The 12,749-nt window shown below is 71.6% G+C and carries 7 protein-coding genes; 6 read left to right on the plus strand and 1 reads right to left on the minus strand.

Annotation, left to right across the window (positions count from 1 at the left end; genetic code table 11):
• The first annotated feature begins 10 nt into the window (after window positions 1–10).
• The 6 genes from AIF0345_RS02580 (at window position 11) to AIF0345_RS02605 (ending at window position 11,615) form a co-directional block, all read left to right on the plus strand.
• Window positions 11–721, plus strand: a complete 711-nt coding sequence (locus tag AIF0345_RS02580) for an energy-coupling factor transporter transmembrane component T (protein ID WP_285297047.1) — start codon at window positions 11–13, stop codon at window positions 719–721.
• A complete protein-coding gene (locus tag AIF0345_RS02585; RefSeq protein ID WP_285297048.1) occupies window positions 718–2,286 on the plus strand; it encodes an ABC transporter ATP-binding protein in 1,569 nt (522 codons plus the stop codon). The genes AIF0345_RS02580 and AIF0345_RS02585 overlap by 4 nt, the downstream gene beginning before the upstream one ends.
• Window positions 2,283–4,001 carry an ABC transporter ATP-binding protein gene (locus AIF0345_RS02590; protein WP_285297049.1) on the plus strand — a complete coding sequence of 573 codons (1,719 nt, stop codon included), beginning with the start codon at window positions 2,283–2,285 and terminating at the stop codon, window positions 3,999–4,001. Before AIF0345_RS02585 ends, AIF0345_RS02590 begins: the two co-directional genes overlap by 4 nt.
• Complete coding sequence (locus AIF0345_RS02595; protein WP_268918472.1) at window positions 3,998–5,752, plus strand: ABC transporter ATP-binding protein; 1,755 nt, start codon at window positions 3,998–4,000, stop codon at window positions 5,750–5,752. The genes AIF0345_RS02590 and AIF0345_RS02595 overlap by 4 nt, the downstream gene beginning before the upstream one ends.
• Window positions 5,753–5,761: 9 nt before the next feature.
• On the plus strand, window positions 5,762–6,463 hold the full coding sequence (locus AIF0345_RS02600) for a TetR family transcriptional regulator (RefSeq protein ID WP_052374932.1): 702 nt from the start codon (window positions 5,762–5,764) through the stop codon (window positions 6,461–6,463).
• An 85-nt stretch (window positions 6,464–6,548) separates the two neighbouring features.
• A complete protein-coding gene (locus tag AIF0345_RS02605; RefSeq protein WP_285297050.1) occupies window positions 6,549–11,615 on the plus strand; it encodes a non-ribosomal peptide synthetase in 5,067 nt (1,688 codons plus the stop codon).
• 8 nt (window positions 11,616–11,623) lie between these two features.
• Here the strand turns inward: AIF0345_RS02605 and AIF0345_RS02610 are convergent, their stop codons facing one another.
• A complete protein-coding gene (locus AIF0345_RS02610; RefSeq protein ID WP_285297051.1) occupies window positions 11,624–12,703 on the minus strand; it encodes a Gfo/Idh/MocA family oxidoreductase in 1,080 nt (359 codons plus the stop codon).
• Between the last annotated feature and the right edge of the window lie 46 nt (window positions 12,704–12,749).

The following is a 12,749-nucleotide window of genomic DNA, read 5'->3' on the forward strand; positions in this document are numbered from 1 at the left end:
GACGACTCGAGTGGGTAGGGATAATCAGGGGCGGTGGGGCCTGCGCCTCGACCCGCGCACCAAGCTGATCGTTCTCGTGCTCATCAATCTCGCGCTGACGATTGCCGTCCACCCGGGCTACGCCCATATCCTCGTCGCCGCCGCCGTCATCTTCGCGACAGTCTCCGGAAGGCCGAGGACGGCGCTGATCGCCGCGGTCGCCTATATTCTTGTCGCGGGTGCGCAGATTCTCGGGGAGAGGTACCTTCCGGCCGCAGCGCAGCTGTTCGTGGTCACGTTCTTCCAGATCATCGGCAAGGTGTTCCCCGCCGGTATCATCGGGGCGGTCATTATCCAGACCACCCGTGTCAACGAGTTCGTCGCGGCTCTGACGCGGTGGCGCATGCCGCGCGTCCTGATCACGCCGTTCGCCGTCGTCTTCCGCTACTTCCCGGCGATGCGGGAGCAGGGGAGGAACCTGCGGGACGCCATGGCGATCCGCGGCCTGAGCCCGACGCCGCTCTCCCTCCTCCTCCATCCCGTCGACGTCACCACGAGGCTCTATGTCCCGATGCTGGTCGGCGCCACGGTGATCGCGGACGAGATCGCCGACGCCGCGCTGGTGCGGGGCATCGACAATCCCGCTCCCAGGACCTGCCTGGTGGACCTCGCGTTCGGCGCGGCCGACGTCGTCGTGATTCTCGCTTTTGTCGGCCTGTGCGCAGGGGGGATGGTCAGATGATCGAGTTCTCGCACGTCTCATTCCGCTACGCCGCCGCATCCGCCCGGGCGCTTAAGGACGTCTCCTTTAGGGTCGGGGCCGGGGAGCTCGTGGTCGTCACCGGCCGCAGCGGCTGCGGGAAGAGCACGCTGATCAACCTCGTCAACGGGCTCCTGCCCAGGCACGATCAGGACGAGTCCGGCGGCGGCGTCACGATCTGCGGTCGCGACGTCTCGTCCCTGGAGGGGTACGAGATCGCGCGCCTCGTGGGATCGGTCTTCCAGAACCCCAAGTCGCAGTTCTTCAACCTCGACACCGACAGCGAGATCGCGTTCGGGCTCGAGAACGCCGGGGTCCCCAACCCCGCGCTCCGGGACCGCGTGGAGAAGACCGTCGCCGAGGTGGACATTCAGGAGCTCGCGGGCAGAAGCATCTTCGAGATGTCCGGCGGGCAGAAGCAGCAGGTGGCGATCGCCGGGGCCTACGCCCTGGGGCCGGAGATCTTCGTGCTGGACGAGCCCTCGGCGAACCTCGACCACCAGGCGACCATCCGTCTCACGGGACTGCTCCGCAGGCTGAGGTCGCAGGGCAAGGCCCTGCTGGTCTCCGAGCACCGCCTCGGATATCTTTCCGACCTGGCGGACCGCTACATCGTGCTCGACGCCGGGGTGGTGGCCGGCAGCTACTCCGCGGACGAGCTCAGGGCGCTGTCCCCGCAGCGGCGGCACGCAATGGGGCTGAGAGCCTTCAACCTGGCAGAGGCGACCCGGCGCAGAGCGCGTCCCGCCGACCTCGACGGCAGGCCGCCCGCTATCGAGGTGACGGGCCTGACGGTGTCCTTCCGCGACCGCACCGTGCTCAATAACGTCTCCCTGCGGCTCGCCCCCGGGGAGGTCGTCGGGCTCATCGGGGACAACGGCGCGGGGAAGACCACGCTCGTGCGCACCCTGTGCGGGCTGCAGAAGGCGGGTGCCGGGGCGTTCGCCCTCCAGGGGAGACCTGTTCGGCAACGGGACCTCAGGGGCAGGGTCTTCCTCGTCATGCAGGACGTGAACTCCCAGCTCTTCGGGGAGACCCTCGCCGAGGAGTGTGCCATAGGACTGCGGCACCCCTCGGAGTCGGACATCGACAGGGTCCTGGAGCGCCTCGACCTGCTGGAGCTGCGCGACCGCCACCCGCTCTCGCTCTCCGGCGGGCAGAAGCAGCGGGCGGCACTCGCCAGCGGGCTGTGCAGCGCCCGGAGCGTCCTCATACTCGATGAGCCCACCAGCGGGCTCGACCGCGAGTCCATGGTCTCCATCAGCGACCTGGTCCTTACCGCCGCCGAGGCGGGCACGGCCGTCCTGGTCGTCAGTCACGACGCCGAGTTCCTCGCCCTTGTCTGCACGCGGGTCGAGGAGCTGCGCGGCGGAGCGCTCCAGCCGCCGCCCGAGGGGGCGGAGGACCCGCCCGCCCGGCTCAGGGAGTTCTTCGGCAGAAGCAGGGGAGACACGACAGACGGACCGGACCCGGCCAAGGACGCCGAGGCCGTGGACACCGCGCACGGCAGCAGCCGGCTGCTGACGCAGACCAAGGAGGTACCGTGAAGTTCTGGGATCTGATCGGCCCCGTGCGCGGGCTGGTCGTCAGCGGCATGACGCTGCAAGGACTGGGCGCCGTCGCCGGCCTGGTTCCGATGGTCGCGAGCGTGCAGCTCTCGACCGCCCTGGTGAACCGGGCGCCGGCGGACGAGACCTGGCGCTGGCTGTGGGTGGCGCTGGTCGGGATCGCGGTCAGGACGGCGCTCATCGGCGCCGGGCTGATGCTGACGCACCTCGCGGACGCCCGCCTGAACCGTGACCTTCGCGTCCGACTGACCACCCACCTGGGGCGCATCCCGATCGGGGAGGCCTCCCGGCGCTCCTCGGGGCGGGTCAAGAAGCTCGTCACCGACGACGTGCACGAGCTGCACACCCTGGTGGCGCACGCGGGTGGCGACATGGTGGTCGGAGTCGTCACCGCGGTCGCCGCGCTCGCCGCGCTCGTCCTGTACAGCTGGCCGCTCGCCCTGGTGGCTCTGCTGCCGCTGGCGGGCTTCCTCATCGTGTTCGGCTCCATGATGGGCAAGGCCGCCACGCAGTTCCGCGACTGGGACGACGCCAAGGCGCGGGTCAGTAACGCGACGGTGGAGTTCGCGCACGGGATCGCGGTGGTCAAGACGTTCGGGCAGGCCGGGCGCGCGTCGGCGGACTACCGCCGGGCGGTGGACGACTACGCGGACTTCTTCGGCAGGCTGATGGTGCCGATGGTCGGGGCGTCCTCGCTGGGGCTGGCGATCGTGTCGGCTCCGAGCGTGCTCGCGACCATGGCGCTGCTGGGCCTACTCCTCCTCCATCTGGGATGGGTGGACTTCACCGGGTTCGTGGCGGGCCTGGTGCTCGGGGTCGGACTGGCCGGCCCGCTCACGCAGATGGACTCCTACGACGTGCGACTGCGGGCTGCGCGCGAGGCCGCTGGGCGGATCGGCGAGTTCCTGGCCACCCCCGTGCTGCCCGTTCCGGATGCCCCGGCGGCGGCCGAGGGCGGAGAGGTCGTCCTCGACGACGTCAGCTTCGCCTACGACCCGCACGGGCCGGACACGCTGTCCCAGGTCGCCATGAGGCTTCCCGAGGGCACGGTGACGGCGCTCGTGGGCCGCTCGGGCGCGGGCAAGTCGACCCTGGCAGCCCTCGTGCCCAGGTTCTGGGACGTGCGGGACGGCGCGGTCCGGGTGGGCGGGCAGGACGTCCGCGACCTGGAGGCCGCGGCCCTGTACAGGAGCGTCGCGTTCGTCTTCCAGGGCACCCGCCTCGTGCCCATGAGCGTGCGCGACAATATCCGCCTCGCCCGGCCCGGTGCCGACGACGACGAGGTCATGGCCGCGGCCAGGGCCGCGGGCATCCATGACCGTATCGCCGCCCTGCCCCGGGGGTACGACTCCGTCGTCGGGGTCGATGCGAGGTTCTCCGGCGGGGAGGCGCAGCGCGTCACCATCGCCCGCGCCCTGCTCGAGGACGCGCCCATCCTCGTGCTCGACGAGCCCACCTCCTTCGCCGACCCCGAGAACGAGGTCCGTCTCCAGGGGGCGGTCGCGCGCGCGGCCGAGGGCAGGACCGTGCTGGTCATCGCCCACCGGCTGGCGTCGATCACCACGGCGGACCAGATCGCGGTCATCGACGCGGGCAGGGTCGTCGAGGTCGGCACCCATGCGGAGCTGCTCGCACAGGCCGGGGTGTACCGCAGGCTGTGGCAGGCCCGTCACGTCGAGGGGAGCGCAGCATGATCCGTACGCTCGCCAACCTTGTGCACGTCGCCCGCGGAAGCGTCCGCCTCCTCCCGTTCCTCGCACTGGTCATCGCCTTCGCCCTCGCTCAGGGGCTCGCCTTCCTGACCGTCATCCCGGTCGTCGACGCCGCCGTGCGCGGCGACATGCACGCGGCGTGGTCCGCTGCGGGAGCCCTGGCCGCGGCCGCGGCCGCGGCCGCACTGCTGTACTTCCTCCAGGCGCGCACCGGGTACGGCATCAGCCTGGGGCTCATGCACAGCCTGCAGCACCGCATCGGCGACCACGCCTCCGTCCTGCCGCTGGGCTGGTTCGACCATGCCCGCGCCGGAGAGCTGGCACAGCTCAGCAGCAAGAGTGCCGAGGACGCCGGCTCGGTGACGGCGCACCTCCTGCAGCCGATCGTCTCGGCGGTCCTCACCCCGCTGACCGTGGTCGTCGGCCTGCTCTGGTGGGACTGGCGCGTCGCCGCAGCCGGCGCCGCCTTCCTCCCGGTCGCCGCGCTCATCGGGTGGCTCGCCCCCAAGCGGACCGCGCGGCTGGACGCCGTCCTGGACCGGCGCACCGCCGAGGTCAACGAGCAGGTCGTCGACTTCGCGCTGGCGCAGCCCGTCCTGCGTGCGGCCGGGCGCACCGTCGGGAGCTACCCGCCCCTGGACGAGTCCCTCAACCGGCACCACCGGACGTCGGAGAGCATATTCTGGCGCACCATCCCCGGCGTGCTTATCAGCACGGTCGCCGTGCAGCTCTGGCTGGTGCTCCTGCTGGTCACCGCGGTCGGCCTCTCCCTGACCGGCCGCCTCCAGGTCCCGGCGACCGTCGGGCTGCTCGTCGTCTGCGTCAGGTTCGTCGGCCCGCTCGCGGAGCTCTCGGAGTACACCACCGCCATGCGCACCGTCGGGGACAGCCTTGAGCGCATCCGCGCCCTCCTCGACACGCCGACGTTGCCCGAGCCGGCCAGCCCCGTCCCCGTGGCGAGAACCGGTCTGTCGGTGGGGCTCGACGAGGTCAGCTTCAGCTACGGGGCGGGGGACGTCCTCCACCGGGTGTCGTTCCGGCTGGAGCCGGGGACGTTCACCGCCCTGGTGGGACCAAGCGGATCGGGCAAGACGACCGTCCTGCGTCTGATCGCCAGGTTCTGGGACGCCACCAGCGGCAGCGTGCGCCTGGGCGGGGTGGACGTCCGCGAGCTCGGCTCCGAGCAGGTGATCGAGCGCGTGGCGGTGGTCTTCCAGGACGTCTACCTGTTCGAGGGCTCGATCCTGGACAACGTCCGCGTGGGCCGCCCGGAGGCGAGTGACGAGGAGGTCGCGGAGGCGATCCGCGCCGCCCGCCTCCAGGAGGTCGTGGACCGTCTTCCGGACGGGCTGGACACGCCGGTCGGCGAGGGCGGCGCCCGGCTCTCCGGCGGCGAGAGGCAGCGGGTCTCCATCGCCCGCGCCCTGCTCAAGGACGCGCCGATCGTGCTGCTCGACGAGGCCACCGCCGCGGTGGACACCGAGACCGAGGCGGCCCTCGCGGACGCCTTCGCCGCCCTGGCCACGGGCCGCACGGTGATCGCGATCGCGCACCGGCTCGAGACCATTACGGGCGCCGACCGCATCCTCGTCCTCGACGACGGGGTCATTATCGAGGACGGTGACCACGAGTCCCTGGTGAGGGCAGGCGGACGCTACGAGGCCTTCTGGCGCGCCAAGGTGAGCTCGGCGGGCTGGCAGATCGCCGAGGGCGCCGAGAGTGCGAATGGGTAGGGCCGGGCCGTGGCGCACAGACCGACTCCGGAACGGCGTCGTCCGGGCCGTCCCAACCTGATCAACCGGGAGATCGTCGCCGATGCCGCCATCGGGCTCATCGCCGAGTCCGGTGTCGAGGCCCTCACATTTCAGAGCCTTGCGGCTCGCCTCGGAGTCAAGCATCCGGCGCTGTACCGTCACGTCGACGGTCGCTCCGGCCTTCTGCGCGCTGTCGCGGACCGCTTCATGGAGACCACCGAGTGGCCCGAGCCGCGGGGCAGCTGGCAGGACTACCTCCGTGACGTCGCGGCCGCCATCGACACCGCGTGCGGCCGGTATCCGGGGATGATGGACCTGATCTACAACCAGGTGTGGCCCATGCCCGAGCGCCTCATCCGGGCCGCGCTGGAGATGACCGAGAACCTCGTCGTCTTCGGGTTCCCCCGGCGGCTCGCGCTCGTCGCGGCCGATATGGTGGCCGACTTCGCCGCGGACAGCCGCATCCGGCGCGACCGGATCGCCCAGTACACCGAGCAGTGGGGCGGGTTCACGCAGGCCCTGGCCCCCGATGGGCCCGACGGCGCCCACGACGCCGGGCTGCGCGCAGCGTTCGACGCCCACTTCTCGGCCGGCCCCGACGCATGGGCGGACGACAAGCTCGAGATCATCCTCGCCGGCATCGAGGCGAGGCTCGCAGCGGCGGACGCGCGGAAGACACAAGTGACATGAGGCAACCAGTTGTATAAGGTTTGCCTTACCTGTCGTGCCGGTTCGGTCGAGCACGAAGCACGCCCCATGAGACGAGGAATCCCTGATGACTGGTGCCAGCTCAACCGAGGCGTCTCGACGTCTCTCCCTGGAGACGATGCGGGACGACCTGGCGAGAGTGCTGGGGATGCCGGCCGAGTCGATCTCTGATGACGCCGACCTGATCGGCCTCGGACTGGACTCGATGCGCGCCATGCGGCTCGTCGCGCAGTGGCGGCGCCGAGGCGGCCGGGTGCGCTTCGCCGACCTTGCCTCCGCCACCACGCTCGCGCAGTGGTGGGAGGTGGTCTCGGCCGCTTCCGGTCCTGCGGCGGCCGGCCCCGGGCCGGGCGGACCGTCGTCGGCCCGCCCCGATCGCATTCAGCGCAGCGGCGGCTGCACGACGGCTTCCGAGGCGCCCGTCGACTTCTCCGCCCGTCTCGCAGCGCCCTTCCCGCTCACGCCCGTGCAGCACGCCTACTGGGTCGGGCGGCGCGACGATCAGGTGCTCGGAGGTGTCGGCTGCCACGCCTATCTGGAGCTCGACACCCCGGATACCATTGATCCGGCGCGGCTTGAGGCGGCGGGTCGGGCGCTGGTGGCCCGGCACGAGATGCTGCGTGCCCGCTTCCTTGACGACGGCACCCAGTCGATCAGCGATCAGGATGCCTGGCCGGGCGTCACCGTCCACAGGATCGGGCGCCCGGACGACTCGCTCCGCCTGCGGGAGCGTCTGTCGCACCGCCTCCTGGATGCCTCCCGCGGCGAGCTCTTCGACCTTCAGCTGAGCCGATTCGAGGACGGAGGCTCGCGCCTCCACGTCGAGGTCGATTTCCTGGCGGCTGACGTGGTCGGTCTGCGCATCCTGCTCGACGACCTGGCCGCCCTCTACCTGAGACCCGACCAACCGCTCGCCCCTCTGCGGCTCACGTTCGCCGAGTACCAGCGCCGGCACCTGGAGCGCCTGCGCATCGATCGCGATCGGGATCATGAGTGGTGGCGGGAACGGACCGCGGATCTTCCCGGACCTCCGCAGCTTCCGCTGGCCGTCGACCCGGCCCGGGTGGGACGTCCCCGATTCGTTCGCCGCGAGTCGTGGCTGCCGCGCTCGGCGTGGGACGCCGTGACCGGGAAGGCGCGGGCCGCCGGAGTCACTCCGGCGATGGTGCTGGCGGCCGCGTACGGCGAGGCGCTCGGCCGGTGGAGCTCGCAGCGGCGATTTGTGCTCAATCTTCCCGTATTCGCGCGAGACGAGTCGCTGCACCCCGACGTCGCCCGCCTGGTCGCGGACTTCACCGACCTGCTGCTGCTCCCCGTGGACCTGACGGAGACCGCCGGATTCGGCGACCGGGCGCGGGGCCTGCAGCGCAGCTTCCGCGACGCCGCTGAGCACACCGCATACTCGGGCGTGGAGGTGCTGCGGGACCTCAGCCGGTACGGCGAGGCCGGCAGCGGGGCGGCGGTCTTCGCATGCAACCTCGGCAACGAGCTGATCACCGACTCCGTTCGGCAGGCATTCGGCAAGCCGGGGTTCATGATCACCCAGACGCCCCAGGTGTGGCTCGACCATCAGATCAACGAGTACCCCGATGGCCTGCATCTCGCACTGGACGCGGTGGAGGAGCTGTTCCCGCCCGGTGTCCTGGATGGGATCTTCGACAGTTATGTGGCGCTGCTCAATCGGCTGCCGGACTCGGACTGGGGGCAGCCGGTCATTATCGAGCTCCCCGGCGGGCAGCAGCGGGTCCGTGCGGCCGCCAATGCGACCGGGGAGCCCGCCGCCGGCGGACTGCTGCATCGGGCGTTCTTCGAGCACGCTCGGACGGATCCGGACCGCACTGCGGTGATCTGCGGGGAGCGCGAGCTGAGCTACGGGGACCTCGCCGACCAGGCGCTCAGGATCGGCGCGGCGCTGCGCCGTCGGGGAGTCCGGCCGGGCGATGCGGTCGCAATCACCATGCCGCGCGGCGCGGCGCGGATCGCCGCGGTCCTCGGAGTCCTTGCGATCGGCGGGGCGTACGTCCCGGTCGGGCTGGATCAGCCGCCGCACCGCCGCTCCCTGGTGCTGGAGCGCGCGCAGACCCTCATCACCTGCGCTGAGAGCCGGACCGGCCTGCTCGATCACGAGTCGGCGCTGACAACCGCCGAGGCGCTGACGGGGCAGCCCCTGCCCGAGCCGGTCGAGTGCGATCCGGCTGCAGTCGCCTATGTGATCTTCACCTCCGGTTCGACCGGTGAGCCGAAGGGCGTGGAGGTGTCGCACCGGGCCGCCTGGAACACTATTGACGACGTCGTGCAGCGCTGGGGCGTGGGGTGCGCGGATCGCGTACTGGCGGTGTCCGCGCTGGAGTTCGACCTCTCGGTGTTCGACGTCTTCGGCATGCTCGGCTGCGGCGGCTCGCTGGCCGTGGTCTCCGAGGAGGACGTCAGGGACGCTCAGGCCTGGGCTCGGCTCTGCGACCGGCATCGGGTGACCGTGTGGAACTCGGTGCCGATGCTGCTGGAGATGCTGCTGGCGGCCTGCCAACAGCGGCCCCTGCCGGAGGACCTGCGACTCGCGCTGGTCTCCGGGGACTGGGCGGCCGTCGACCTGCCCGCCCGGCTCCGCGCGGCCTCGGATGATCGCTGCAGACTTCAGGTGCTCGGCGGCGCCACGGAGGCGGCGATCTGGTCGAACTTCTTCCCGGGGGACCGGGTGCAGCCGGGCTGGCCGGCGATCCCCTACGGGCGGCCGCTGCGCGGCCAGCGGTTCCGCGTGGTCAACGACACGGGCGAGGACTGTCCGGACTGGGTCGCCGGCGAGCTGTGGATCGGCGGTGCGGGAGTCGCCGTCGGCTATCGCGGCGACGAGGAGCTGACCGCGGACCGCTTCGTCCGCACCGGTGCGGACCGGTGGTACCGGACCGGCGACCGGGGCCGCTACTGGCCCGACGGCACGCTGGAGTTCTTGGGACGAGTCGACACCCAGGTCAAGATACGCGGCCATCGCATCGAGCTGGGCGAGATCGAGGCCGCGCTGGAGTCGGCGCCGCAGGTGCACCAGGCGGTCGTGGTGGCGCCCGGTACCCGCACGAATCGGCGACTGGTCGGATTCATCGCTCCCGCGTCGGCAGAGCCGGGCCGCGTGAAGGAGCACCTGAGCCGGCGGCTCGCCCCGTACGCGATACCGGCGGTGATCGTGCCGGTCGACGAGATGCCGTTGACCCGCAACGGCAAGATCGACCGCGCTGCGCTGCGCCGGCGGGCGGAGGGCCACGCGGCGGAGCCCGCGCGCCTGCCCCCTCGGGGACCGGTCGAGGCCGAGGTCGCCGACCTGTGGGCGACGCTGCTCGACACCCCGACCGTGCTGCGCGGCGACGACTTCTTCGGCCTGGGCGGGGACTCGCTCATCGCCACCAGGCTCATCGCCGAGCTGCGTCGTCGTCACTACACCGGCGCCACCCTGAGCGGGCTGTTCGGCAGTCCGGAGCTGTCGGAGTTCGCGGCCCTGCTGACCCCGGGCGACGGCGCTGCGGAGCACGCCGGGGCAATGGCGGTGACCTCCCGCCCCGAGGAGCGCTACGAGCCCTTCCCCCCGACCGAGGTGCAGCGCGCCTACCTGGTAGGACGCTCCGACCGCTTCACCCTCGGCGGGGTCGGCTGCCACTTCTACACCGAGCTCGACGGGGACGACATCGACCTGGACCGGCTCACCACGGCCTGGAACCGGCTGATCGCCCGTCACGACACGCTGCGAACCGTCTTCACGGAGGACGGCATGCAGAGGGTGCTTCCAAAGGTGCCGCGGTTCAAGATCAGGAGGCTCGAGAGCCCCGAGCAGCTGCGGGAGCAGATGGCGGACCAGGTCCTCGACCCGACGCGGTGGCCGCTGTTCGACGTCCGGGCGTGTCCGACCGACGACGGGACCCGGATCGGTCTCAGCTTCGACAATGTGCTGCTGGACGCGCTGAGTCTGATGACTCTTCGTGCGGAGCTGGACGTCCTGTACTCGGACCCGGAGGCTGCGCTTCCGCCCATCGGGATCACCTTCCGGGACTACGTCACGGCGATGCGGCCCACGCCGCCGCAGCTCGAGGGAGCCCGCCGGTACTGGAGCGCCCGACTGCCGCAGCTGCCGCCGGCCCCCCGGCTGCCGCTCGCAGCGGACCCGGCCGACATCGGCAAACCGCATTTCGTCCGCCGCGAGGCGGAGTTCGACGCCGGCACCTGGGGCGGGCTGCGGGAGGCGGCCCGACGCAGCCGGATCACCCCGTCCGTGGCGCTGGCCGCCGCGTACTGCGAGGTCCTCGCGGCCTGGAGCGGCCGGCCCGACCTGACGCTGACCATGACGCTGTTCGACCGGCGCGAGGTGCACCCGCATATCGATCGCGTCCTCGGCGACTTCACCTCCCTGCTCCTGGCCGCCTACCACAGCGGGCCGGACAGGCGGGCGTCCGCGACCGCCCTGCAGGAGGACGTCGCCGAGGGGCTCGACCACAGCGAGGTCCCGGCGGTGTGGGCGCTCAGGGAGCTGGCCCGCCGGAGCGCCGGGGCGGCGACCGCCATGCCGGTGGTCTTCACCAGCATGCTCGGCGTCGGCGCCTCCGGGCCGGCCGCGGCGCCGTTCGCCGTCGAGACCTGGGGGATCTCCCAGACTCCGCAGGTCTGGATCGACTGCCAGGTCGGGGAGGCCGACGGCCGGCTGCTGATGCGCTGGGACGCGGTCGAGCAGCTGTTCGACCCGGCCGTGCTCGATGAGATGTTCGCCGCGTTCACCGCGCGCGTGGCGGCGACTGCCGACGACGACTGGTCGCGGCCCCTGGACATCGCCCGCCCGGTCGCCGGTGCGGGGCCGAGCGGCCGCACGACCGCGGCAGAGCCCCGGGTCGAGCCGGGTCGCCCGCGTCCCGGCGTCGAGCGCGCAGTGTCCGACCTGTGGAGCGAGCTCCTCGGCGTTGAGGTGGCTGATCGGGCCGCCAACTTCTTCGTGCTCGGCGGGGACTCGCTGGCGGCGACCAGGCTGGCCGATCTGGCTGAGCGCCGCCTGGGGGCGAGCCTGTCGCTGAGAGAGTTCTTCGCCGCCCCGACAGTGGCCGGATGCGCGCAGGCGATGACCCTTCCCCAGGAGGAGGACATGGAGGAGGGCGAGCTGTGAGGTGCGGGTCAGATCGGGCTGACCGGCTGCGGCGCCGCGGAGTCGATGAGCCGAGGGGGCCCCAGTCGTGCCGTGAGGTCGGCCCAGACTCGGGACACCGCCAGGCCCCACTGCGCCGTCGTGCGCTGGGAGGGCTCTGCGGAGATCTCCTCGCGCAGCCTCCGCAGCGCCGTGCCGACGGCGTCCGGCCACACCCGTGTGAAGACCTCCCGGTAGGTCCGGGTGCGCCAGTCGCCCAGCAGTCTCGTGCTGGCGACGTCCAGCCGCGGGTTCGCAGGCCCGTCCAGCACCAGACGCCCCTCCTCGTCGCGGGGCGCATACATCCGGGGGTTCCACAGCACCGGACCGTGGCTGTCGGCCAGAGTCAGCACCCCGCCCTCGAAGCCGAGCGCGAGCCGGTGCAGCAGCAGCGCGTAGTTGTCGCGGTCGGCCGGGTTGATCTGGTTCTGCACCCGCAGGGCGACCGGCACGCCGGCGATCGCCGCCTGCACCGATTGGAAGGGCTGCTCGCTCCGGCAGGCGCGGGTCACCGCCGCATCAGCCGCCGTCGGTTCTGCGAAGGCCCACGGCCGTACACCGCCCAGCGCGCGACCGATCATGTCGAGCAGCGGATACAGGACCTGACTGCTGCACGCCGCGTCGACGAACAGCACCGGCTGCTGCTCCCGCAGGCGCTGCGCCGCGGCCAGGAAGCAGCGCACGGGCTCGACGTCGGGGTAGAGCGTGCTCACATGGTGCACGGCGCCGCCCTGCCGCGCGGCTCGCAGGCACTCGACGATCTCTGCGGGATGCAGCGGATGCTCCTGCAGCACGTGGATCCCCCGTCGCAGGAAGGCCTGAGCGATCTCCGCCCCGGGGCCCCCGTTGACGGCCGAGCCGATCACGACGCACGCCATATCGACGTCGTCGCCGACATCGGCGACCGATGTCAGCATCGGGACGCCGTGCTGCTCGGCCAAGGCGCGAGTCGTGCGGCTCCCCCGGCCCAGGATGCCGGCCAGTGCCAGATCCGGGTCGGAGCGGACCGCATCGAGATAGATCCGCCCGAATGAGGTTCCGGCGACCACGACCTTCATCACGTCATTCATCCCCAGGACCACTTCCCTCAGCGCGTCCTCCTGCGGACACGTCGCA

Source organism: Actinomyces israelii, assembly GCF_030253495.1.
Lineage (GTDB): Bacteria > Actinomycetota > Actinomycetes > Actinomycetales > Actinomycetaceae > Actinomyces > Actinomyces israelii.